Here is a 24,342-nt window from a genome sequence, read left to right as displayed (position 1 = left end):
TATTTATTCCTATTATTTTCATCTATTTAGCAAGAGCGATTACAGCTCAGCTTCTACTTTTTTCGCGACTTCTTGAGATACCCAAGGGTGCCAGATTTCTGGGAATTCACTCAAGAAATGGATACTCGCTTCTTCTCCGTCCGCTTGGTTGTCTTCCATCCAAGCAAGAAGTGAGTTCATTTTGTCGTTGGTGAAACCACGTTTAGTGAAGTAGTCGTAAGCCTCTGGTGCTCTTGAGGCGAAGTCTTCTGTCGTGACGGTGTGAACGGGTGAAGGCGGGTACATGGTTGCTTTAGGGGAATCACAGTCTTCCTTAGTGGTGCAGTTCAAAAACTCCTGTTCATTGACGCCACTACCAAAGTCAACTTTGACCATATCGTATTTACCTAGCACCGCGGTTGGTGCCCAGTAATAACCAAACCAAGCTTCTTCACGTTCATAAGCTTTCGCGATAGATCCAGATAAGCCGGCACTCGAGCCTGGGTCCACAATGGTGAAACCACTCTCTTCTAGGTCAAGAGCTTCAAACAAGTTACCGGCACTGATTTGACAGTTCCAACCTGCTGGACAGCTATAAAATGCAGATGTATCTGGGTCTTCTGGGTGTTTAAACAAGCTAGCGTTTTTGCGGACGCCTTCAATGGTTGCCATTTCTGGGTATTGCTTAACCAAATAAGCCGGAACCCAAAAACCTTCTTCACCACCGCTTACGAGGGCTTTACCTGCGTAACGAAGACGTTTCTCTTCGACACCTTTATCGAGTGCGTCTTTGAGGCTGTTACTCCATAGTTCTGGTGCAACATCTGGTTGGCCTTTTTCAATCATCGACGTGCCAGTTGGCATTGTGTCACCAGGGATGAGTTCGGCATCACAACCATAACCGTGTTCTAGGATGAATTGGTCAATGTTGGCGATTAAAGTTGCAGAGTTCCAGTTCATATCTGCGATTGTTACGCTGCCACATTCACCAGCGTTAGCATGACCACTGGCTGCTGCAACTAACAAAAATACGGAGCTTAACTTGTATTTCATATTGAGTTTCCTTTCTCTTTAATAATACAACCAAGCTAATCAAGGTCTGTTGACTAACTAAATTGCTCGATGGTGATCCTTTCCGTGTATTTGAACCATTTGAGCAGAAGGAGGGATGGCGGGAATATGAATAGATAAACCAACAAAGCATAAAGTGTGATTTGCTTGATTTATCCACTGTGTTTCACAGCCATCGGATAACTTTGTCAAACTATTACAAATTCGTCAAAAACCACCTCTATTTATAATTTTAGGGAATATTCGTACGAATTCCATCTTTGATGCGATTTGCATGGTGCTTTAACCGTCTGTGTCACATTACCGCTAAAGTTAGGCGTAGGGCTGTTGATCTTTGAGTGGTTTTAAAGGTGGTAAGTCCATGTTCGTGATGTGTGAAATGCGTTGAATGGTTTTTAAAATCGTATTTTTGACAATAATTTCGCCAAAAACACCAAATTTGGTTTGAAGTGAATCAGCTCTGACCCTAGTTGGGTAGGTGGCCGTCAGGTTTTGAGTGACAGCCGAAAATCAACGCCGAAAAATTACATTGGTAGGTTCAAAAACTCATTTTGATATAGCTTATTCGCCAAGCGGTCACGGAGCTTAGAAGGAAGAAATCTCATTCGGTTGACCTGTCGAACCAGTTCTTGAGCAAAGCTTGGATTGTTCTTCATGTTCATCACGCAACCCATCAACGAAATGCTTTGAGCATCGAGAAGTTTCTTCGCTTGCTCTAGATGATGAGTCGACGTTTCACCATAGGCGACAACAAGTAGTGCACAGTCACAAGCACTGGCAACTGATTGAGCAGGAATGTTCCCCTTGTTGATATTAAGTAGTGGTGACGTATCAATGATCACGCGGTCATATTTTCCTAACCATTGAGCCACCGCTTTTTTCAGTGTCGCAGGATCTTTATAAGCGAGTTGAGTTGATGCAACTTGTGGAGCAGGGACGCCAATAAACATACGATGAGATTCAACGTGCTCAATAAGTTGACCGGATTGATCCTCTTCAAGCATGTGCAAGTTCTTAAAAGCAGAGTTGAACAAATTGAGGTCAACATACAGCGTAGAGTGACCCGCCAATAGGAAACGCTCTGCCAATGCCGTTGCGATAGATGTTACGCCGTCACCTGAATGACAGGCGGTAACACAAATAGAGCGTTGTCCATTCAGTTCAGAAGCTAAGTACAGTTGTTCAACTTCGGCATGCGTTGCTGAAATAGTCATTATAGCGCTCCTATTAAAACGATAGTGGTCGTAATACGCAGGATGTCATCCAAGCCAACACGTGCTTTTTCGATAAAGCTTTCACGACGGTCAGGAATGTAAATCGTATCACCTGCACGCAATACCGGAAGGTTGTAAATGTTCGCCGTTTTACTGAACTCAACAAGGTCGAAGGTACGCGCTTGGCCTTGGCAGCAAGACATGTTCACGATGGTGATTTTCTCTACGTAAGCGTTATCAGTAGGGCCTGCCGCTTCCGCCAAGATATCTAAGATGGTCATGTTGTCGTTAAACACATAACGACCCGGATTGTTGATAGCCCCAAGCACTCGAACGGTTTCTTCTTTAGGTGTATCTAACCAGTTCTTACCTTTCTCTGGGATGTAAATGGTGTCGCCAGTGGTTACGTTTGGCAGTAATGATTCATCACCTGTTTCAAAGTACAGTGATAGGTTCAGTTTGCTTACTTTAGAGTAAGTTTTGTCGCGGTGTGTGACACGAACATTGTGTATGTCGGCATCTTTAGTTGGACCATCAGCCGCTGACAGTATGTCTAAGAAATGCATGTCTTTAGTGAAGCGGTAACGACCGGGTGCATTCACTTGTCCGAAGATATAGATTGATGCGTCTGAGCTTTGACGAACCCATTGTGATTTGTTGTCTGAAGGATCTTGTGGTAAATCGTGAACACGCACGATAGAACCCGCGCGAATGTATGGAAGTTGATCGCGTGGCGCACCATTTCGAATGAAGTCATCAAGATTAAACACAACCATCTTTCTACCCGTCACGACTTCAATTTTTGACGTATCCGCTCGTAATGTCGGGCCGCCAACGTGAGCTAATAATCCCATGAAGTTCATTTCGTCTGACCATTCAATACGTCCAGGTCGGTTCACTTCACCAATGACATTCACCGCTCTGTCTGGTGCTATCTTCAACCAAGACTTCTCGTTCATGTCGGTTTTCTCTGGAACGAAAATCGCGTCACCGGCTTTAATACTCGGTGGGTTAGAGTTAGGTAGGCCTTCTGTGTAAGCCGCTAAATCGAATTTAATCACTCTGCCATCGGCTTTGATCACACGTATTTGACGTGATTCTGCAAATCGAGTCGGACCGCCAGCATTCGCAAGGATATCCATGAAGGTCGCATCTCTTTTGCCTTCAAAAGCGCCGGGAGCAGCAACTTCACCCATCACGTAAACCATATTGGCACCAGACTTAATCTCTTCTTCTTGCTTCGGTACAAAAATGGTTGAGCCGGGACGAAGAACAGGCAATAAGCTTTCATCACCGGAGTCTAGGTAGCGTTTAAGATTGAATAGAGTAGGTGTGTTATTAGAGATAACGCGGATTTGCTCGACACTGGCATAGCGAGTTACACCGCCAGAACGCATTAATACATCAACGAGGTCAGTGTTTTCTTTGTACGTGAATGACCCCGGCGCGTTTACTTCGCCAAATACCTTAATCGCGTTACGAGAGTCGGCACTGTCACCAGAGTTAGCAAGCTTGGCTGGATCAAACTCTTGTTCAATATTACCAACCAGCGGAGAAGCGGGAACGAACAGCGAATCAAGTGATTGCAGTGTCGGAAGGTTAGCTTCATCCCCAGAGTCTAGAAAGCGTTTGTAGTTGAACTCTTTCTTATCAGAACCACGTTTTAGGATCAGCTTGTCTAACTGTGCACCTGAGCGTAAACCACCCGCTGCGTAAAGTGCCATTTGAACACTCGAGCCGAGCGCCAACGTATATTCGCCCGGTTCTTTCACGTAACCTTGTACCGAGATGATGATTTGCTGCTCTTTCACATAGACGGATGCGTTTGATAAGTCTTTGTAAGCCGAAGCCAAAGACTCCAGAACGACTTTGTTTAGTTGCTCATTGTTGTAACCTGCCACGAATACCGCTCCGACTTCAGGAAGGGTAATTCGCCCACGTTTATCAACTTGGAAACCCGTATTTAGCGTGCTTTCGCCAGGAACGTTAACTTGGATAAGGTCGCCGACTTGTACCGCATCAGAAAACTCATCATTAGCTTGAACGAAACTCGCGAAGCACAATGCAAATGTGATGAATAAAGTGATTAGTGATTTCATAGTGCACCTCCCATCTTCGCTGCGTTCTCAGGCGAGATAACTTCAATGCTCACTCGACGGTTGGTCAGCAGGGTTCCGTCAGATTCACCTTCAAAAAGTGGCACGGTTTCACCGACAGACACCGCTTTAATTCGTTGTGGACTGAGGCCAAAGATAGTCAGGTAGCGTTCGACTTGTTTTGCTCGTCCTAGTGCTAGTTTGTCGTTGTACTCTTCAGAACCTGTCGCATCTGCGTGTCCTGTAACAATAAGGTCTAAAGATTTGTTTTCTTTCAAAATGTAAGACGCTTCAGCCAGTTTACCCATGTACTTTGGATTCACTTCGGTAGAATTTTGCGCGAATTGGTTGTCAACATTGAGCAATTCATACAGTTGTTGAATCACGGATAACTGCATGCGGAATTGGTTTTCGTTTTTAGGTGGTTCACAACGCGCTTGAGAAGTCACATAGTCGAGTTGAACCTCAAGTTCGTTAAGACGTTTTCTTTGGATAACAAGGTCGTTGGCTGCATCTAACAGAAGACCACCTTGGAGCTCTCGTGCGATTCGGTTTTGTTTTTGAATGGCTTGAACAACAGCGGCAGGGAAGCACCAACGCGCACCTTCTTGGATCAACGCATCTAAATGCAGTTTTGCCAGTTGCCAATCAAAACGTAGTCCATGTTCAGGACCAAGAGGCTCGTCTGGCATGACAGGAGAGAAGTCAGAATTTTGATAATTGAGTGAATCATAGCTTTCTGCTAAACCGCCGGAGCCTTGTTCTGGGTAACTTGTGCAACCCAGAACTAGGACAGACAGAGAAAGGGCTATGTAGTTTTTAAGTTTTTTCATGCCAACGTCCTTTGTTTTTTCTTTTTATTATTATTTTTAGTTACTTCTAGCTTAGTGGATCCTCATGAATTGGTAGGATTTTTTGAATTCACAGGGATAGCGTGACCAATGCGTAGAAGCTTCATGATTTCTAAAGGCTGACCAGATACATTTTCTAAGCGCATATTTCGTTCGCGTTCAGTTAATCGCTTAAACATGTAGACAATTGCACCCACGCCTGATGAATCAAGAAACTGAACTTCGCTGAAATCAACTTCAATTTCTTGGTGGCCGTCATTTGAAATTACATCATCAATATCGGTCTGTGCGTCGCGGCTACCTGCTGCGTCTAAATCACCAAAAATAGAAAGAGTCAGTGTCGTTGTGTTTAAGTCAATTTTGCGTAATTCCATAGTCTTATCTCCTTTAATGTATGAATTTACGATTGCACTGAATGTGCCAACTTTTATATTGTTTATTTTCAACGAGTTAGATGCAGGCACGGTTTGGATGTCATATTGAGAAATAGGACTTCTCAATATGAGAACGAATAATGAGTGAATTTTTGAGAGCTACTAGGTATTAATTTGGTGAATGAAATTAGGAGTTGAATAATGTTGACGTTTGGATCGCATCGTTTATTTAATTCCTGATATCAACTTTGTTGAACACATAGGATGAAAGGAGTGAAAAATACGGAGTGAACAATGAGGTTAACCAAACTAGCCATAGCAACATTGTGGGCGTGTGCTCTGCCTGCACATTCATCTTATTTACCGCCCGAGCAATTGGTACTCGCCAATACCTATCAACAAGGTATCGATGTCTCTCAATATTGGAAAAGCGAAAAACTGGACGGCATTAGAGCGTTGTGGGACGGAGATCATCTATATACGCGCAACGGAAATCGGATTTATGTCCCTAAATGGTTTGTCGAAAAACTGCCTAAAGTTCACCTAGAAGGCGAGTTATGGGCAGGGCGAGGTAACTTCCATATTGTTCAATCAACCGTATTGGACCATACGCCGAGTGATACGGCCTGGCGACAAATCGACTTTATGCTTTTCGATATGCCAGGTGCTGCTGGAGATTATCAAAAACGTTATTACAACATTCTGCATTGGGCGAGTGTCATCGATGAAAAGCATATTGGGTACATCGAACATTTCCCAATACCCAGTGAAGAGTTGTTATTCCAGCAGTTAGACAACATCGATGAAGGGAATGGGGAAGGCATTATGCTTCGTAAAATCACCAGTCGTTATCAAGCAGGAAGAAGTAATGATTTACTCAAACTCAAGAGGCATCATGACGCTGAAGCGACCGTTATTGGTTACAAGGGAGGAACCGGGAAGTACAAGGGAATGATGGGCTCAATATTGGTGCACACCGAAGAGGGCGTTGAATTTTATATTGGGAGTGGGTTTAGCGATAAGATGAGGTTGGCACCACCAGAAATCGGCAGTCGAATTACCTTCCGCTATAACGGCTTTACACAAAACGGGAAGCCTAAGTTTGCACGCTTTGTTCGAGAAAAGAGTGAGTATTAATAAATCAGGCCAGTAACTGTATTCAAACTAGAGCGCTTGAAGTTAACAGAAATAAAAGAGCCCTGATCATTCAGAGCTCTTGAGGTTCATTTTTATACTGGATCTTCGTAAGCAGCAATTAGCTGCTAATTATTAACGAGAACTAAACTCTAGCTGAACATCATCATCTTGTTTGTGCATCCAGTGCAGACGCATACCCAACATAATGGCTGCTGACGTAAGGCCAACAATGAAACCAATCCAGAAACCATGTGCGCCCATAGGTTCAACTATCCAATCTTTCATTCCTAAAACGTAACCGATCGGAAGGCCAAGTAGCCAGTAAGCAACGAAGGTAATGTTGAAGATTGAACGCATGTCTTTGTATCCGCGCAAAGCACCCGCCGCAATCACCTGAATTGCATCCGTACATTGATATACCGCAGCGAACAACAACAGTTGCATGGCAACAGTAATAACCGCCGTATTTTCAGTGTAAAGCAACGAGACTTGCTCTCTGAACAACACGGTTAGCGCGGCCGTCATAAACGCCGTCACCAATCCAACAATAATGCCCACATGTGTCGCTATTCTTGCGCCTTCTGTGTTGTTTTGACCCAATTTATGGCCAACACGAATACTTACCGCAGCGCCAATACTCATTGGGATCATGAATACGAGTGAAGAGAAGTTAATCGCGACTTGGTGCGCGGCAACAATCAGTGAGCCTAACGGTGCAACTAATAAAGAAACGACTGCAAATAGGGTTACTTCAAAAAAGATTGCAGCGGCGACAGGGAAACCAAGTCTGAACAAACGGATTTGCGCTTTTAACTGTGGTTTATGGAACGTGCCAAAGATATTAATTTTCGCTAAACGCTTCGATGTTAAAACATAAGCAAACAATAACGCGAACATTACCCAATAGACGATTGCCGTCGCTACGCCACAACCCACGCCACCAAGAGCAGGTGCGCCTAGTTTTCCGTATACAAACATCCAGTTAAGCGGGATGTTTAAGAGTAAGCCGATAAAACCGATAACCATTGCCGGCTTGGTTAAAGACATACCATCCGTAAAACTTCTTAACGTTTGGAACAGCAAAAATGCAGGAACAGCAAACATCACGGCATTCATATAGCCAATTGTCTTGTCTGCCATGAGCTGTTCAATGTCCATCCATTCCAGTATCAGCTGCGTTTGAAACAGCACGCCAATGATAGGAAGGGAGATGACGAGTGCTAAAAACGCACCTTGTTGAATCTCAAATGGGATCTTTACTTGGCGACCAGAGCCATTCAGTTGTGCAACTACAGGAACAAGCGCCATTAATAGGCCCACACCAAATAGAATGGATGGTAACCAAATACTTGCTGCAATCGAAACCGCCGCCATATCGATAGCACTTACGCCACCGGCCATAACGGTATCAACAAAACCCATTCCGGTTTGTGCAACTGATGCGATCAAAACCGGAGTCGCAAGTTTGATTAAATTAGAGGCTTCTTCTTTGTAACGATGCACAAACAACTCCAAATAAGAGAGAAAATTAGAATAATAGCGTAGGAATAGACATTCTGAAGGAATCAGAGACACTGATCTTGAGCTTCCACTGGACGAATCATAAAGAAATGTCACAATACTTGCTATGAAAAACTGTTACTAAAATGCTAAATAGGAATCTTATGTTTACAGGTATCGTTCAAGGTATGGCAACACTGGTTGCTATCAACAAAAAAGAGTCGTTTCAAACTCATACCATTGAGCTAAGTGACGAAATGGTTGAAGGATTAGCCATTGGTGCTTCAGTAGCTCATAACGGTTGTTGCTTAACGGTAACGGAAATTTCAGGAAACCAGATTGCTTTTGATTTAATGCAAGCGACATTGCGATTGACGAACTTAGGCCAACTTAATGTGGGTGACAAAGTGAATATTGAGCGTGCAGCAAAGTTTGGTGACGAAATTGGTGGGCATAGCATGTCGGGCCACATTACTCTGATGGCTAATCTAGTCGATGTGATTAAGACTGAGAACAACCGTACACTTTGGTTCGAACTACCGCAAGAATCGATGAAGTACGTGCTGAGCAAGGGTTATATTGGTGTAGATGGTTGTTCATTGACGATTGGAGAAGTGGAAGAGAACCGTTTCTCTGTTCACCTGATCCCAGAAACGCTGAATCGCACTCTATTTGGCGGTCGTGAAGTCGGCGATCAAGTAAACATTGAGTTCGATCCTCAAACACAGGCGATTGTTGATACGGTAGAGCGTGTATTAGCGAACCAGAAATAGCCAGTAGCGCATTGAATCGGTGGCGATATAATCATACCGATGACCAAATTAAAAAAGAGCACATGAGGTGCTCTTTTTTGATCTTGGTTTAAACGAGAAACTGGTTGTCAGAATACTTGTTCGTCATCGGCATCAATCGAAAGGTTGATTCTGTCTCTTACCTCATCGACCTGCATATCTAAATGAATAGCATTGCAACACGCTGGACAATCATCATAGAAGTCTTGGCTACCATTAGATGCATCAAGCGTGATGTTGATACCGTGCCCACAATGCGGACAGGAGACATGTTTCTCTGTGTATTTATGCATGGCAAATTCTCCTCACTGTAACTGATACCAATCGTATTCGGTTATAAACAGCTGTAATTGGTATTAAACGGCTTGAATCTTCTGAATACACGCTTCGGTTTGTGCCAAGTAATGACCGCCAAATTGATTACAGTGATTGAGAAGATGGTACAAGTTATAAATATCTTTTCGATCAGTATAGCCAACGTCGAGCGGCATGACGCTTTGGTAACCGTCATAAAACTCTTTAGGGAAGCCTTCGAACAATTCGGTTAACGCCAAATCACACTCATGGTCACCCCAGTAACAGGCAGGGTCGTAACAAATTGGACCAAACGCAGAGTTAGCGACATTGCCATTCCAAAGATCGCCGTGAAGCAAAGAAGGGCGAGGGTTGTGGCCTGCAAGTCGCATATTCACCACATCGACAATATCGTCGATGTCACCAAACTCAATGCCTTTCTCTTTCAGCAGTTGAAGTTGGAAACCGATACGTTGCTCTGAGAAAAAGCGTCCCCATTTTTTATGCCACGGATTAGGCTGAAGGGTACTGCCGATGTAGTTGTCTTGATCGCAACCAAACTCTTTTTGTTCTCCCCATTGGTGGAGCTGGGCAAGTTGAACACCAAAATCGAAACTGTTGTTGCCCGTTTCTAGTGGTTTAGTTGGTAAGTAATTGAGGATAATGAACGAGCACTCTTTGGTTTTCCCAATAAGAACAAGCTCGGGCACATACACGGTGGAAGTATTTCTTAATAAACGCAGGTTCTCAGCTTCAATTTCAAACTTGGGTAGAAATTCACGCTGATTCACTTTAACAAAGTAACGTTCATTACCATCACTGATCATATAGCAATCGTTAATGTCACCACCAGAGACTTTCGTACGTTCAGTAATCTGAAAGTTGAACAAAAGCGTATCTGAAAGCTGTTGAGAAATGGCCTGCCACATAGGAAATCCTCACAGAACTGTTGATTTGAAATACTATCGTTTAATAGCAATAGTTTAGGATAAATCTGAGTAATTTATAGACGTACTGGTCAATGTTCTCAGCTCTAATTCATATCAATATGAATCAATTGGCGGATTTGTGAACTCGCACTGATTCAATGCCTTTGATTAATCGACGAAAAATGTATGACGACAAGGCGTTCTTGTTTGGAACTAGCTTCACATTCGGCCTCGAATTCGAAGTCGTTAACTAGAAAATCGTGGGTGGGTTGCTATTGTCTATGCTTAAATTTTAGCTATTACTAATAGTCCACTAATTGCGTCGTGTGGAAGGCGGGGGGAGTGCCCATCAAAATCGCACTTGAAACCGTTGTTAAGTCCTATTCCTCTGCTTTGTTTGTAGATTGATTCAATTTTGAGCTTAAATGCTAGCAAAGATCATTTTAATATTACTTTTAGCAATAAAATGATGACAAATGACTTCATTTACATAGTATTAGCCTAGAACGTGTTAATCTGCTTAAGAGCTTAAAACGGAGATTTATTGTGGTTGTAGAAACCGATGGCTATCTAGCTTTAATAGAGCACCTATCATTCAACCTAGATGTATTTACCAATGGTAATGGTGATACAGGAAATGAAAGTGTCGAAGACATTATTACAGACATGATTTCAACGAACATCATGGCTATCTTCGAACAAAACCCAGAGCTGCACGCGAGTGTACGTTTTCAACTGCTGAAAGAAGCAGACGCCGTTGTTGCGGATTTAGGTGAAGTATTAGCCGGTGTGTGGGCTAAGAAGGCGACTAACGAACAGATCGTATTCCTAGACGAGTACATCGCGTTAGTGAAAAACCTGTTTGATACGGCTGTCGCTAAATACGACTAGCTATTCGCGTATCAATCTAAAATAGTAAAGGGCGTTTAAGCCGTAACATTTGATGTTATGTCGTTCAGCGGTGAATCTCTTGAACCGCTATAAACGCCTAAAGTGCCAAAACTTGGAAGCCCAATAAGGGTTGTCCAGCCTCGATATAATCACACCTTTCGATGTAGAAGCATGTAGGAATTGATTGTTTCCTAAGTAAACGCCAACGTGTCGCACTGTCATCGACGTCTTAAAAAACACCAAATCGCCACTCGTAGCCTGTTCATACGCAATTTCTTTTCCCTTTTGGCTCTGATCTTTTGTGGTTCTTGGTAGGGCTTGTTGGGTCGCATTTTGGACGGCGATCTGTACAAAAGCGGAGCAATCTACACCTCTAAATGAGGTTCCGCCGAAATGGTACGGCACGCCTTTCCACTGCTCATATACGCTCATATAAGCATTTGTAGTCAATTGTTCTGACTTTGATAAAGGTTTCTGTGCGGTTTGACTAAGCTGAGAAGGAGACGGGGTCGAGCTACATGCAGCTAATGTTGCGAAAGTTATTGTAACTGCAAGCATTTTTCTGAATTTCATATGTAACTCTTCTGAAAAAAAAATGAAATAAAAACGTCATCAAGGACTTCTAGTATACGGACTAACTTAAGGATATCTCTTTTCGTAGTCAAACTGGATTTCACATGCCCGACACAAATTTATCAATAAAACCCTCACGTTATACATTCTCGCTCATCCAAACCGTTAGTGCTGTCTTTATTTCGATTCTTTTACTTGTCAGCTTTTTATCAATGGTCAGCATAAGAGGTGTTGAACGAGTAGGCGGATATTTCGATACGTTATCGGAGCAGGCTTTACCGCTTGCACTTCATAATGCTGAATTAACTCAGAGCGTATTAGAACAAGTCAAACTTCTTACTTACAGTACCCAATCTACTGACTTAGATACACTGAATGCAACGCGAGGATCTATTGATCAACTTGCTTCCGAGAGTAACGCAACGCTAGAGGAACTCCTTTTTATCTCCCAATCTTTTCCTGATGCGATCTCTCTAGAACAACAACAGAACCTTATCGACGATATGGCGCAACTGCAAACCATGACCAACACGGTTCTGTTAGCCCAGATTGAGATTCAAAATAAGCAAAACCTGATCGACAGCAAAATGGGCGAGTTCCGTTACGGTGTTGGTTCGATCGGACCCGAAATGAACCGTATCAGGTCGTTTTTGGTTGAAGATAATCCAGAAGCCAGTGATGCAGCGAATCGTTTCACTTCAAGTGCTTCAGCAATGGCAAATACCTTCTTGATGTTGATGATGCAATCCGACATCGAGAAAGCACAAGACGAATATCGCCAATTAAGAAACAGAATTGCGGGTCTTAACTTGGCTTACAGTGACTTTGCAGATTGGCACCCAGATATTGCTGAATTCGCAAGCCTAACCGCACCTTATGAAATGGTAAAAGAGGGCTTCACTGAAGAAGGTGTTATCAAGCAACTGCTACTGAAATTAGAGTTAGTTCAACAACAAGAGCAAAATCTCGCTGAAGTGATCTCTTTAGCGAACACCGTCATCAACACACTCAACCAATTATCTTCCACCGCTTCTCTGTTGATTGATGAGAGCGAGCTAGTCGTTAATCAGACCATTACCAATATTGACCGAGTGTTATTTATCAGCGGCCTAGTGATCGCGGTAATCATTGTGATTTCATGGTTAGTGTTACGTCGCTGGGTCAACAAAGGCCTGAAAAATATTACGCAACAACTGAGCTTGCTTGCAGAGCATGATTTCTCAAAACAAAGTGCATTGGTTGGTCCTTTAGAGTTACAAGTGATTGCCTCGAAACTGAATACCGTGGTCGATTCAACAGCAGATTCCGTGCGCTTGGTGACACGTAACTGTGAAACGCTTTACCAAACTGCTGAAGTAAGCCATGACGCAGCGGAACAAACTAATTCGAGCATGAATGAACAGAACGAATCGTTGCAGAACATGATTACAACGGTTACTGAGCTTGAAGCATCGATTAGTGAAATTGCACGTATTTCGAATGCATCCAATGACGACGCGCAACTTGCTGAAAACGAATCGGTAACTGGCAGCCAAGTTGTCGGACTCAATCAACAACGCCTGCAAGCTTTAGAACACTCTTTGAGTATGAACGAAGAATCGATGACCGACCTCGATGGACGCGTTAAACAGATTCGTGAAATGGTCGATGTGATCAGCGGCATTGCAGAAAACACCAACTTGCTGGCATTAAACGCCGCAATCGAAGCTGCGCGAGCTGGTGAACAAGGCCGAGGCTTTGCCGTGGTTGCCGATGAAGTCAGAAAACTAGCCAGCGGCACTTCTCAGCAAACCACTAATATTCGCAATATGATGAATGAATTGGTCGCTGCAGCTGGACGCTCTCGCTCGGCGGTGACTGAATCTCGAAGCGAAATGGCCAATGCGATGCAAACCAGTAGTGATGTTAAGCAAGCTTTTGAAAAAATTGAAGTTGCAGTGAGTCAGATTAAAGGGCGAGTTGAGCAAATCATGGTGGCGACTGAGCAGCAGGCACGCGCCACGGTTGATGTTACGCATTCAATCACCCGTGTATCGGAGCAGGGTGAAGATACCAAGTTGCAGTTAGAATCTATGATTGAAAGCTCAGAACAAGTCGCCGAGATAGCAGGGCATCAACAAGCCATGCTGCACAAGTACCAGTTGCAAGCTGAAAAGTAGAAACGTTGGCTGCTGTTTCTTGATAAATATTGAATAACTACCAAGCGAAATAGGATTTACGAAAAAGGCAGAGTACGAGACTCTGCCTTTTATTTTTTACATTATTTACCTGTCTATTTGAGCTTCTCTACATCGGCAACATTGGCATGATTTGTTGGAAAAAGATGAGCGAGGCAACACCACTGATCACAACCCAAATCAGATCAAAACGAAGGCTAACGAGCGTACAAACAATCGCAGCCAAAACCTTTGGGTTGTGAAGATCGAATTCCATTTCAGGCCCCGCACCTAAAATCTCCACAGCAATGATCGCAGGTAAAACCGTAACGGGAACAAAGCGCAGCGTCTTTTTAAAACGCTCCGACATCTCAAACTTGCCCGCCATACCAATCACAGAGAAACGAATGATGAAGGTTGCTGCCGCCATCGCTAAAGTAATAAGAATAAAAGTCGTTGTATTCATGATTATGCCACTCCGCTTTCTTCGATTAATAAACCAGTTTGTGTTGTTTCTTGTTCTGCTTTCTCTGTCGATAGATCCATACGATACCCCGCGTAAACGCCTACAACCGCTGCGATAACGAGACCAAGTGAGTAGGGTAGTTCTGCAAGTAGAACGCCAGTGAACGTCGCAACGATAGCTGCCACAATGCACTCGCGACTTTTCACTTGCGGAATCACAATAGCAATGAAGGCTGCAACCATTGCGAAATCTAAACCATAGTTAGCAATTTCAGGGAACGAAGAACCAATCAGAGCACCTAAGAAATCTGCCACGACCCAGTTAACCCAAAATCCGCCCATCGCCGCCAAATAGAACCAATGACGCCCTTCTTTTTCTGCCTTCATTTCATTGATCGTTACTGCGTAAACCTCGTCCGTTAGCCCGTAAGACATCAACATGCGCATATGAATAGGATATTCCTTCATGTGTTCAGACATAGATGCGCTATAGAGCATGTGACGCAGGTTGATAATGAAAGTGGTAAACATGATAACGACGATGCTCGCCGACGATTGAACCAAGCCTAGTGCGACCATTTGCGATGAACCCGCAAACACAGTGAATGACCATAAAGTGCTTTGTGTAACGGTCATTCCAGCCGTGATACTGATTGCCCCGACAATGAATGAAAATGGAAATGCGCCTACGCACAACGGAAAGATGGCACGTAGCCCTGCCTGTATTTGTTGTTTATTCATGACTGGTCACCCTAAATTAAAAATTCAAATTTATTTGCAAATTATGGTGAGAATCGTATTGGTGATTAATTTATTTTTCAAACATAGATTAAAATTTATTTGATTTAGATCGGTATTCTTGAGTGGGACAAAAATGAACTTTGAATTAAGTTAATTAAATTCAACTAGTTAGTGGTTGTTCCATTTTTAGTATCTTTGATTGTTCTATTTAAGTTGATTTTATTGCAACTATTTTTGCATTTTATCGTTTTCAATGTTTAAACTGTAGTTGAAATATTTAGGCAACTGAGAACAGGATTAAACATGAAAGAAATCATTACAGCAGATAAAGCACCAGAAGCTATTGGACCTTACTCACACGGCAACGCGATGGGTAACCTAGTTTTTACGTCAGGCCAATTGCCTGTATGCAAAGAAAAGGGCGGCGTAGTGGAAGGCGGTGTTAGCGAACAATCCCGTCAGTCGTTGCTTAACCTTCAATATGTTTTACAAGCGGCAGGCAGTGACCTGGACGCAGTACTCAAAACAACATGTTACTTATCAGACATTAACGATTTTGCTGCGTTCAACGAGGTCTATAAAGAGTTCTTTGAAACGGATTGTCCCGCTCGTAGCTGCTTTGCAGTGAAGGATCTTCCTCTCGGCGTGAAAATCGAAATTGAAGCAATTGCTGGTCGTAAGTAAACAAAGAATAGTGTGAGGTCCTTACTATGAAACAACAATGGCAACAGTATAAAGAGATTTTAAATACCGTCGTTAAACCCGCTCTTGGCTGCACAGAACCCATCTCCGCAGCTTACGCTTGTTCAGTCGCGGCCAAGATGCTTGTGGGTACACCGGATAAAGTTCGAGTGTATGTATCGGATAATTTATACAAAAACTCTATGGGCGTGTTTGTTCCGGGAACAGGAAAAATCGGCTTACCCATTGCTGCAGCTGTTGGTGCAATTGGTGGGGACCCACACGCTGGTTTAGAAGTTCTAGCGAAGATCACCGCACAAGATGTCGATAAAGCTCAGGCACTTATTGATGCAGGGCAGGTGAGCGCACATCGCAAAGACGTCGATGAATTCATCTATTGTTATGCTGAAGTTGAGTCTGAAGGACAAATCGCGACGGTTGAAATCAGTGGTGGTCATACTCAGATCATCACCAAGACCTTAAATGGTACGGTTCTATTCAGTCAAGATTGCGATCAAACGGTGTCTACAGGATCGATTTGTGAAGGGATCGATATTGATATTGGCAGTATCTATAACTATGCCACGAGCGCAGACTTCGAAGATATTCAGTTTATTTTGGAAGCCTCTGAACTTAACGGCAAGCTGTCGCAAGAAGGTCTTGACCACGCGTATGGGCTCGAGGTTGGTCGTACCATGGAACAAGGTATCCAACTGGGTTTAATGAGCGAAGATCTTGTGAACAGCATCGTTATGCAAACCGCAGCGGCATCTGACGCTCGTATGGGCGGTGCAACATTACCTGCGATGAGTAACTTTGGTAGTGGCAATCAAGGTATTGCTGCAACAATACCGGTTGTTGTGATTGCCAAACACTTTAAATCGTCTCAAGAACAATTGGCTCGCGCACTGATCATGAGCCATCTTGGTGCCATTTACATCAAGTCGTACTATCCGCCGCTTTCTGCTTTCTGTGGTAACACCGTCACCAGTGCAGCTGCTGCGATGGCGATGGTGTATCTTGCTAAAGGTTCATTTGAGCAAGGTTGTTACTCAATTCAGAACGTACTAAGTGATTGTTCTGGAATGGTTTGTGATGGTGCGAAATCGACTTGCGCGATGAAGGTGAAAACCTCAACCAGTGCGGCGGTAAATGGCTTCTTAATGGCGATGCGCTGTAATGAAGCTCATAACCAAGGCATTGTTGCTGATGATGTCGAGACCAGTATCCGCAATATTGGAAAATTGGTTACCGCTGGTATGAGTGTTACAGACTCAACGATTATTGATATAATGTCAGCGTAATCAAACGTTTTAGAATAAAACAAACCGCTTGGTATTTTTACTTAGCGGTTTTTTCGCCAGAAGAGGAAGGACTCAGTGTTTGAATTAGCTCAAAGTGATTATGATATTTTGCACTCAATCGAAAACATCGTTGACGGGATTGCTGCAATGTATGGCGAGCATACGGAAGTGTTATTGCACAGTTTAGATGTTCGCAACCCTTCGATTATCAAAATCGCGAACAGTCATGTCACCGGTCGAGACGTAGGTGCTCCGATTACCAACTTGGCGTTGATGAAGCTGACTCAAGGTAAGGATGTGTCGGGTGCGTATATGACAAAATGTCCCGATGGAAAAACCTTACGTTCTATGACGACGATAATTCGAAATCCTCAACAGAAAGCCATCGGTTTGTTATGTATCAACACCAACCTCGATGCGCCATTCCAAGAGGTGATGCATTCACTGGTTCCTTGTTTGCTTCCGCACTTGGAAAGACCTCAAACGACGCCTGAAACTTTTGCCCGCAGTAATGAAGAGATGATGCACAGCTCAATTGAAACCGTGCGAGAGCAGGTGACGAGCGATCCTGAAATTGCACCATCGAAGAAGAGTCGTGAGATTGTGACGCGATTGCATGAAATGGGTATTTTCGATTTGAAAGACAGTGCGCAAATAGCAGCAAAAGGGCTCGATATCTCGATCCACACCATTTACCGCTATCTACGTGAGCTAAAAGCGTAACGTTTGGTTCGCGTTTACTGTCTAGTTTTTAGTTTTCTGGTTGTATCTAAATGGCTGGGTGATCAGTTTATCCAGTCGCTGCTCTTTTCCATCGCGTATTTCGGGAACACCAATATTGACCTTGTCGTGGCCAAGCTTAGGTTGAGCGCGATAGGTTTTGAACCAAATGTCCCACACCGATAAGAAGAAACCAAAGTTCGAATGGGTTTCTTTAACAATGACAGAGTGGTGGACTCGGTGCATGTCGGGCGTAACAATCACTTTGCGTAACTGTTTATCCAGCCACAAAGGCAATCGGCCGTTGCTGTGGTTGAACATCGCACTCACATTCAACACCACTTCGAAGATCATTACCGCTAATGCCGGAACGCCGAGCACAAAAATCAACGCGACTTTAATCAACATCGATAAGATCATCTCAATCGGGTGAAAGCGTGTACCCGTTGTCACATCGATATCGAGATCCGCATGATGAACTCGGTGTAGTTTCCAAAGCAGAGGAATTCGATGAAAGACCAAGTGCTGTGTATAGATTGCTAAATCCAACAACACGACACACAAAAACACGGTGATTTCAAAAGGCAATGAGATGGTGTTAAACAGACCCCACTGATTTTGTTCGGCAATGATCGCAGCTTGAAAGGCCGCAACAGGTATTAATGTCGCCATCAAAACACTGTTAAGAGCCATCAAAGAGAAGTTATTCCCCCAACGAAACCATTTGCTTTGAGTCAGCGTTTTTCTAGGAGCTCGATACTCCCACAACGCACACATGATGAAAGCGGTGATAAAACAAACAAGGCGTAGTAGTGCTGGGTCCTGCATAAGAATTCCTTCTATCATTATCAAGCCACTGTAAGTACAATCGTGCCACTTTTCTAGTTCTATCTGTCGTTATTGTCCATGAGAATCCACGCTTTCCACCGTTTATACCAACACCGTTTATCCATTGCTACCAAGCCGTTTAATGCACGCGGTTGTAAAGTGGTTCGATGTGAGTATTGCAAAATCAAACAAGACAGCTGTATCTGTGAGCATCAACCAAACATAGATACGAACGTCGCTACCATGTTGATCTTGTCAGATAACGAAATCTTGAAACCAAGTAACACTGGGCGACTCATTGTCGACACGGTTAAGGACAGCTACGCGTACCTTTGGCATCGTACTGAGCCAAATCAAGAGATGTTGGATGTCCTCAAAGATGACAAATACCAACCCGTGATCGTATTCCCTGAAGACTATACCGACGACAAAACGCGCGTGGTTCAAGACCTGCCACAGATGCGCGACCCAAACAAAACGTTATTGCTGATTTTCATTGATGGCAGTTGGCGCGAAGCACGACGTATCTTCCGTCGTTCAGAGTATCTGCAAGGTTTACCTGTGCTATCGATTGAGCCTGAATCAGTTTCTCAATACATGATGCGTAAGTCAGACAACGAACAACACCTTTCTACTGCAGAAGTCGCGAGCTTAGTATTAAAGCAAGCGGGTGAAGAGCAGGGCGCTAAGACTTTACAGCTATGGTTTGAAGCATTTCGAGAAAGCTACATGCTAAGTAAGACGCGTTATAAGTCAGATCCAACCAAACCTAGCCTGAACGCTTTCATAGAACACAGTAAAAGTGAGACTTCACTCTAACCTTTAACCGCTTTGTGCTGACTTGTTGTTCAAACAGACTCGATCACGAGATAAGTTTGTTATCTATCACGGTTTGTAGGGGGAGTGTTATGGATAATGCTCCTTAGTTGTTTAATTTAAAAATTTTATTTGCCCGAATTTAGGGAAAAATTGGAGAGATTTCATGTATTACGGCTTCGATGTTGGCGGCACAAAAATTGAGTTTGGTGCATTCAATGAGAAACTTGAGCGAGTAGCAACAGAGCGTGTTCCAACACCAACAGACGATTATCAATTACTGCTTGATACGATTGCTGGTTTGGTAAAAAAATACGACAGCGAATTCTCTTGCGAAGGCAAAATTGGCCTTGGTCTTCCTGGCATGGAAAACGCAGACGACGGCACGATGCTTGTTGTTAACGTACCAGCTTCAACAGGTAAGCCACTACGTAAAGACTTAGAAGCGCTTATTGGTCGTAGTGTAAAAATCGAGAACGATGCAAACTGTTTTGCGCTTTCAGAAGCATGGGATGATGAACTTAAAGATGAACCATCAGTGGCTGGCCTAATTCTAGGTACTGGCTTCGGTGGCGGTTTAGTTTATGAAGGCAAAGTTTTCTCTGGTCGTAACCACGTTGCAGGCGAGCTCGGCCATATGCGTCTTCCTATTGATGCATGGTTCCACCTTGGCGACAACGCACCGCTATTGGGTTGTGGTTGTGGTAAGAAAGGTTGTTTAGACAGCTACTTATCAGGTCGTGGCTTCGAATTGATTTATGAGCACTACTTCGGTGAGAAGAAGAAAGCGATTGAAATCATCCAAGCATACAACGAAGGTGAAGCAAAAGCGGCTGAGCACGTAGATCGCTTCATGGAGCTATTGGCTATCTGTTTTGCGAACCTGTTTACGGGTCTTGACCCACATGTTGTTGCATTAGGTGGCGGTCTTTCAAACTTCGAACTTATCTACGAAGAAATGCCAAAGCGCATACCTAAGTACCTACTGTCTGTAGCGAAGTGTCCTAAGATCATCAAAGCGAAACACGGTGATTCAGGCGGCGTTCGTGGTGCTGCATTCCTTAACATTAAGTAATATCAACTTAACGTTAAGCTAGTTAAAAAGCATAAATAAAAATGCCGCAATCTCGAAAGAGGTTGCGGCATTTTTTATTGTTCGGTGTTTTCGTTTCTTTAGATCTTATTTTTGCTCTTAACTTCTTAGCTCTCAAGTGAAAACGAAAAGCTAGAAGCTACAGATCGAGAAAAGAAGCCAGAGGGCTTACTTCTTCTTTTTGCCAACACCAAGGTTGTCTTTTTGCTTCAACGTAAGCTTAGTAAAGCCAAGCTTACGGAAATAGTTATCTTGGTAGTTACGAACCGCTTTAGTATCAGAAATAAACTCAAGCTGTTGCTCAGTTTTGAGATACTCAGTGATGTCGATACCTTCAGCTGCAGCAACAGCTTCTTGGATCGTGCGGTGTTCTTGTTTCGAAAACAGCAACTCTTTGTCTTCGTCTTTGTAAGTGTACAGAATGGTACGAGCCATGATGCTCTCCAATAGAATTATTACTTTGCGCGCACTCTACATAAAAACAGTACGTGGCTCAAGGTTATGATAAAAAATCTTAAGATTATCGTTCTAACATTTAGCGTAATTTAAGCTATTTGTCTTTTAGGCAACGAACAGGTTGTCTTTCACGAAACGAAAAGAACAAAAAGCCCCTTAACATCGAAAGCTCGAAAGAAGGGGCTTCGTCTATGTCTTGGCGAAGATCTTCCAAGTCAATTAAAAAGCAGCTAAGTCAATTAAAGATCTGGTAAGTCAATTTAGGTCTCATTGAACCTTAAATTAAACACGCCCTTGCAGTGGAATGATCGTTACTGTTTCACCAACTTTTACGGTATCAACCGCCGGCGAGATTTCGATTAAGCAGTTCGCTTCGCTCATTGAACGCAGAATACCTGAACCTTGCTTACCGGTTGTTTTCACTTCAAGCACGCCTGATTCGTTCATCGAAAACACACCACGGCTGAACTCAGTACGACCTTGACGAGAACGTAATTGCTCAGTCGCAACCGCGTTTGCTTTCACAGGTGTCCAGTTCGTTTGACCTTGTAGTTTACGGATTGCTGGTTCTACAAAGTTAATAAACGACACCATCACGGCAACTGGATTGCCCGGTAAACCAAAGAAAGGTTTGTCTTCAATTTTGCCGTAAGCAAGAGGGCGACCCGGACGCATGTTGATGCGCCAGAAATTAATCTCGCCCAGTTTGTCCAACGCGAGTTTGATGTAATCAGCATCACCGACAGACACACCACCTGAAGTCAGAACCATATCGGTCTCTAAAGACGCAGCGTGAAGTACATCCATCATCTTTTGTTCATCATCTTCAATGATGCCGTAGTCAACAATGTCACAACCTAGCTTTTGAAGCATGCCGATGATCGTGAAACGGTTCGAGTCATAGATAGAGTTCGGCTTCTGCTCGCTACCCGGATCTTGAACTTCATCACCCGTAGAGAACACACCGACTTTTACTTTACGTAGAACAGGGCAGCTACCAAAACCCAGTGACGCCATCATGCCCATTTCTGGTGCTTCGATACGTGTACCACGAGTAAATACAGGTTGGCCGATTTCTAAATCTTCACCCGCCATGCGGACATTTTGTCCTATAGAGATTTTAGCGTCTGGGAAGCTAACTGTGTCGCCTTCTTGAACAGCTTGCTCACGCATCACAACTACATCAACGCCCTCAGGCATTGGTGCGCCAGTCATGATCTTAACGGCTTCACCTTGTTGAACGGTTTTGTCGTAGCTGTGACCAGCCATGACTTCAGCAACCAGTTGGTAACTATCCAATTCTAAATCTTCACTGCGGATTGCGTAGCCATCCATCGCAGAGTTGGTGTTTTGAGGCACATTGATTGGCGAGATAACATCTTCAGCCAGTACGCGACCGTAGCCTTTTTCTAACGCCACTGATTCAGTTAGAACCAAAGCATCAATACTATCGACGATCTTTTGCTGACCTTGCGTAACGCTTAGACCAGCAGGAGAAAATGAATCACAACACACAACAGGTGAATCGTCTTTTGAAGATGAACACGACGCTGTTTTGCTTGTTGTCGATGAAGGGTCGAATGACTGAGCATACTCGATGATGAAATCACGAATCGCTTCTAAGTCGCTGATCGCCATTTGTGGCAAGCCTGATTCAACTTGGCTGTCTGCAGCGATAGCAATAATGTTGTCATCGTTTGGATACAGCCAAGGCTTACCAACTTCGTCTCTGTGTAATTCAATTTTTGGGAAGGCGATGTTCTTGCAGCCTTCAACCAGAATCAAGTTCAACGTGTTGGTATCAAAGCGTGTCAGCAGGTAATCAAAGTCTGCTTCGGCTTCTGGCGTTTCTGTCATCATCACGTGCCGGTTGCGCGAAGCGATCAGCATTTGATTTGCGCCCGCTTTACGTAGGCGGTAGCTGTCTTTACCTGGCTTATCGACATCGAAATCGTGATGAGCGTGTTTAAGAACACCCACTTTTAAACCCGCATTAGTCAGCAGAGGCAGCAACGCTTCAAGTACGGTTGTTTTGCCTGTGCCGCTGTAAGCAGCAAAGCCCAATAAAGGAAGGTTAGGGCGTTGTTTTGAATCTTTCATTATTGAAGCGTTCCAAATTGGGTGAGTTCTTCTGGCGTATTGAGATTAACAAAGCAGTTAGGCGCGTCGCTAAAATCTACGTACTCAGTCACACATTCTTTGTATAGCAAGATGATCTTGCGGTCGCCACGCTCTAAAAACGCTTCTAATTTTGGAAGAACACGTTTGTGGAACAGGGTGAATACAGGTTGCTTAAATTCGCCATCGTGAGCCACCAGAATGTCGCTGTCTTCTTTTACCGCTGCACAAAAACGCTCAACAAGGTCGTCACTGATTTGAGGGCTGTCGCAAGGAACAAAGCCAACCCAATCTGTAGCCGCATTTTTAAGGCCGGCATGAATGCCACCCAAAGGACCAGGATAATCAGGGAACGAATCGGAAACAACCGGAGCAAATGCTTGGTAACTGTCGAGGTTACGATTGGCATTGATGGTAATACTGACATCTTGTTGTGACAGCTTATCTATAACGTATTGAATAAGCGGAGAACCGTTGAGCTCAACGAGTCCTTTATCTTTTCCGCCCATACGGCTGGCTTGTCCGCCAGCCAAAATAACCCAACTAGTTTGCGTTGGAAGCAGCATAAATATTCTCTTGTGCTTTGTTCTTTTTAATAACTTGCAGAAGCGGTGATTCGGTCAAGGTGTTGTCTTTGATCCACCACTGCTTCTTACATAAATCGGTTAACGCGTTAGTTTGGTGACTAGTGATGACCAAACTCGCGCCTCTCTGAAGAAGATCTTCGGCCATAATGACCAATCTTTCAATAGATTCTTTGTCTAAAGAAGCACTTGGTTCGTCCATCAGCAAAATTGAAGGCTTGAGAATCCAAGCTCGTGCCATTGCTACGCGTTGACGCTCACCACCAGACAAAACAGAAATGTGCTCGTCTGCTAGGGTTTCTAAACCTACCATCCTCAACGCATTAATTATTTGAGCTCGCTTATCTTTTTGGCTCTCTTTGTTAAAGCGAATGCCATAAGCGACATTTTGGTACACCGAACCATCAAAAAGGTAAGGGGTTTGGTGTAGATAGATGATGTCTTTAAATTTTAGCCTAGGAAACAGGCTATGTTGCCAACTTTGTGTCGGAGACTGAATACGGCCAGAGCTTGGCTTGATCAATCCTGACAAGATTTTAAGTAGGGTCGTTTTGCCAACACCGTTATCGCCTTTGAGATAAATAGCATCGTTAGGGCCGATCGACAGTTCTGGGATGTGGAACAAAACACGCTCTTTGTAGCGCATTGAAATTTGCTGCGTTGTTATTTTTATACTCATG

The 24,342-nt window shown here is 43.7% G+C and carries 25 protein-coding genes; 9 read left to right on the top strand and 16 right to left on the bottom strand.

All coding sequences use genetic code 11. The features are described 5' to 3' along the window. Positions 1-39: 39 nt before the first annotated feature. The 5 genes from BCT49_RS18085 to BCT49_RS18065 all read right to left on the bottom strand — a co-directional run bounded on the left by BCT49_RS18085 (position 40) and on the right by BCT49_RS18065 (position 5,585). Positions 40-1,032: an ABC transporter substrate-binding protein gene (locus tag BCT49_RS18085; RefSeq protein WP_102437173.1), complete on the bottom strand. Its 993-nt coding sequence runs from the start codon at positions 1,030-1,032 to the stop codon at positions 40-42. Positions 1,033-1,574: 542 nt separating this feature from the next. Then, positions 1,575-2,264, bottom strand: a complete 690-nt coding sequence (locus BCT49_RS18080) for a tyrosine-protein kinase family protein (protein ID WP_102437171.1) — start codon at positions 2,262-2,264, stop codon at positions 1,575-1,577. After that, the gene (locus tag BCT49_RS18075) at positions 2,264-4,363 is read right to left on the bottom strand and encodes an SLBB domain-containing protein (RefSeq protein WP_102437169.1); all 2,100 of its coding nucleotides are present in this window, start codon (positions 4,361-4,363) and stop codon (positions 2,264-2,266) included. The genes BCT49_RS18080 and BCT49_RS18075 overlap by 1 nt, the downstream gene beginning before the upstream one ends. Further along, positions 4,360-5,193: an OmpA family protein gene (locus BCT49_RS18070; protein ID WP_102437167.1), complete on the bottom strand. Its 834-nt coding sequence runs from the start codon at positions 5,191-5,193 to the stop codon at positions 4,360-4,362. The genes BCT49_RS18075 and BCT49_RS18070 overlap by 4 nt, the downstream gene beginning before the upstream one ends. Positions 5,194-5,255: 62 nt before the next feature. Beyond that, positions 5,256-5,585: an STAS domain-containing protein gene (locus BCT49_RS18065; protein WP_102437165.1), complete on the bottom strand. Its 330-nt coding sequence runs from the start codon at positions 5,583-5,585 to the stop codon at positions 5,256-5,258. A 294-nt stretch (positions 5,586-5,879) separates the two neighbouring features. On the opposite strand from BCT49_RS18065, the gene BCT49_RS18060 reads away from it, so the two are divergent. Continuing rightward, a complete protein-coding gene (locus BCT49_RS18060; RefSeq protein ID WP_102437163.1) occupies positions 5,880-6,722 on the top strand; it encodes a DNA ligase in 843 nt (280 codons plus the stop codon). A gap of 132 nt (positions 6,723-6,854) precedes the next feature. Here BCT49_RS18060 and BCT49_RS18055 read toward each other — a convergent pair whose 3' ends face one another. After that, on the bottom strand, positions 6,855-8,225 hold the full coding sequence (locus tag BCT49_RS18055) for an MATE family efflux transporter (protein ID WP_102437161.1): 1,371 nt from the start codon (positions 8,223-8,225) through the stop codon (positions 6,855-6,857). A 161-nt stretch (positions 8,226-8,386) separates the two neighbouring features. Here BCT49_RS18055 and BCT49_RS18050 point away from each other — a divergent pair, with 161 nt between their 5' ends. Then, positions 8,387-8,995 carry a riboflavin synthase subunit alpha gene (locus BCT49_RS18050; protein ID WP_102437159.1) on the top strand — a complete coding sequence of 203 codons (609 nt, stop codon included), beginning with the start codon at positions 8,387-8,389 and terminating at the stop codon, positions 8,993-8,995. A gap of 107 nt (positions 8,996-9,102) precedes the next feature. On the opposite strand, the gene BCT49_RS18045 is transcribed toward BCT49_RS18050, so the two are convergent. Both BCT49_RS18045 and BCT49_RS18040 read right to left on the bottom strand, forming a co-directional pair. Then, positions 9,103-9,306, bottom strand: coding sequence for a CPXCG motif-containing cysteine-rich protein (locus tag BCT49_RS18045; RefSeq protein WP_017059600.1), 204 nt, complete (start codon positions 9,304-9,306; stop codon positions 9,103-9,105). 63 nt (positions 9,307-9,369) lie between these two features. Then, positions 9,370-10,236 carry a fructosamine kinase family protein gene (locus tag BCT49_RS18040; protein ID WP_102437157.1) on the bottom strand — a complete coding sequence of 289 codons (867 nt, stop codon included), beginning with the start codon at positions 10,234-10,236 and terminating at the stop codon, positions 9,370-9,372. A gap of 546 nt (positions 10,237-10,782) precedes the next feature. Here BCT49_RS18040 and BCT49_RS18035 point away from each other — a divergent pair. Continuing rightward, a complete protein-coding gene (locus BCT49_RS18035) occupies positions 10,783-11,127 on the top strand; it encodes a DUF3802 family protein (RefSeq protein WP_017629902.1) in 345 nt (114 codons plus the stop codon). An 87-nt stretch (positions 11,128-11,214) separates the two neighbouring features. Here the strand turns inward: BCT49_RS18035 and BCT49_RS18030 are convergent, their stop codons facing one another. Beyond that, positions 11,215-11,700 (bottom strand): C40 family peptidase, encoded by a 486-nt coding sequence (locus BCT49_RS18030; RefSeq protein ID WP_057622409.1) that lies wholly within the window; start codon positions 11,698-11,700, stop codon positions 11,215-11,217. Between the two features lie 104 nt (positions 11,701-11,804). Between BCT49_RS18030 and BCT49_RS18025 the strand changes: the two genes are divergently transcribed. Next, a complete protein-coding gene (locus BCT49_RS18025) occupies positions 11,805-13,859 on the top strand; it encodes a methyl-accepting chemotaxis protein (protein ID WP_102437155.1) in 2,055 nt (684 codons plus the stop codon). A 127-nt stretch (positions 13,860-13,986) separates the two neighbouring features. Here the strand turns inward: BCT49_RS18025 and BCT49_RS18020 are convergent, their stop codons facing one another. Further along, positions 13,987-14,322 carry an AzlD domain-containing protein gene (locus BCT49_RS18020; protein WP_017112051.1) on the bottom strand — a complete coding sequence of 112 codons (336 nt, stop codon included), beginning with the start codon at positions 14,320-14,322 and terminating at the stop codon, positions 13,987-13,989. A gap of 2 nt (positions 14,323-14,324) precedes the next feature. After that, positions 14,325-15,062, bottom strand: a complete 738-nt coding sequence (locus tag BCT49_RS18015) for an AzlC family ABC transporter permease (protein WP_102437153.1) — start codon at positions 15,060-15,062, stop codon at positions 14,325-14,327. Between the two features lie 303 nt (positions 15,063-15,365). On the opposite strand from BCT49_RS18015, the gene BCT49_RS18010 reads away from it, so the two are divergent. From BCT49_RS18010 to BCT49_RS18000, 3 genes are all read left to right on the top strand, one after another. After that, positions 15,366-15,746, top strand: a complete 381-nt coding sequence (locus tag BCT49_RS18010) for a RidA family protein (RefSeq protein ID WP_102437151.1) — start codon at positions 15,366-15,368, stop codon at positions 15,744-15,746. 26 nt (positions 15,747-15,772) lie between these two features. Further along, complete coding sequence (locus tag BCT49_RS18005; protein ID WP_102437149.1) at positions 15,773-17,047, top strand: serine dehydratase subunit alpha family protein; 1,275 nt, start codon at positions 15,773-15,775, stop codon at positions 17,045-17,047. 75 nt (positions 17,048-17,122) lie between these two features. After that, complete coding sequence (locus BCT49_RS18000) at positions 17,123-17,770, top strand: helix-turn-helix transcriptional regulator (RefSeq protein ID WP_017112055.1); 648 nt, start codon at positions 17,123-17,125, stop codon at positions 17,768-17,770. A gap of 21 nt (positions 17,771-17,791) precedes the next feature. Here the strand turns inward: BCT49_RS18000 and BCT49_RS17995 are convergent, their stop codons facing one another. Next, the gene (locus BCT49_RS17995; RefSeq protein ID WP_102437147.1) at positions 17,792-18,595 is read right to left on the bottom strand and encodes a sterol desaturase family protein; all 804 of its coding nucleotides are present in this window, start codon (positions 18,593-18,595) and stop codon (positions 17,792-17,794) included. A 72-nt stretch (positions 18,596-18,667) separates the two neighbouring features. On the opposite strand from BCT49_RS17995, the gene BCT49_RS17990 reads away from it, so the two are divergent. Both BCT49_RS17990 and nagK read left to right on the top strand, forming a co-directional pair. Next, positions 18,668-19,414, top strand: a complete 747-nt coding sequence (locus tag BCT49_RS17990; protein ID WP_102437145.1) for a tRNA-uridine aminocarboxypropyltransferase — start codon at positions 18,668-18,670, stop codon at positions 19,412-19,414. 163 nt (positions 19,415-19,577) lie between these two features. Next, the gene (gene nagK / locus BCT49_RS17985; protein WP_017112058.1) at positions 19,578-20,486 is read left to right on the top strand and encodes an N-acetylglucosamine kinase; all 909 of its coding nucleotides are present in this window, start codon (positions 19,578-19,580) and stop codon (positions 20,484-20,486) included. A gap of 186 nt (positions 20,487-20,672) precedes the next feature. Here nagK and BCT49_RS17980 read toward each other — a convergent pair whose 3' ends face one another. The 4 genes from BCT49_RS17980 to BCT49_RS17965 all read right to left on the bottom strand — a co-directional run bounded on the left by BCT49_RS17980 (position 20,673) and on the right by BCT49_RS17965 (position 24,341). After that, positions 20,673-20,939, bottom strand: coding sequence for a DUF2960 family protein (locus tag BCT49_RS17980; protein WP_004733780.1), 267 nt, complete (start codon positions 20,937-20,939; stop codon positions 20,673-20,675). A 303-nt stretch (positions 20,940-21,242) separates the two neighbouring features. Further along, positions 21,243-23,060, bottom strand: coding sequence for a bifunctional molybdopterin-guanine dinucleotide biosynthesis adaptor protein MobB/molybdopterin molybdotransferase MoeA (locus tag BCT49_RS17975; protein WP_102437143.1), 1,818 nt, complete (start codon positions 23,058-23,060; stop codon positions 21,243-21,245). Beyond that, positions 23,060-23,644 carry a molybdenum cofactor guanylyltransferase MobA gene (gene mobA, locus BCT49_RS17970; RefSeq protein ID WP_102437141.1) on the bottom strand — a complete coding sequence of 195 codons (585 nt, stop codon included), beginning with the start codon at positions 23,642-23,644 and terminating at the stop codon, positions 23,060-23,062. The genes BCT49_RS17975 and mobA overlap by 1 nt, the downstream gene beginning before the upstream one ends. After that, positions 23,622-24,341: an energy-coupling factor ABC transporter ATP-binding protein gene (locus BCT49_RS17965; RefSeq protein ID WP_009846743.1), complete on the bottom strand. Its 720-nt coding sequence runs from the start codon at positions 24,339-24,341 to the stop codon at positions 23,622-23,624. The genes mobA and BCT49_RS17965 overlap by 23 nt, the downstream gene beginning before the upstream one ends. Position 24,342 lies beyond the last annotated feature (1 nt).

This window comes from Vibrio lentus (genome assembly GCF_002875945.1).
Classification (GTDB): Bacteria; Pseudomonadota; Gammaproteobacteria; order Enterobacterales; family Vibrionaceae; genus Vibrio; species Vibrio apostichopi.
This window is presented reverse-complemented; position numbering and strand designations above follow the sequence as displayed.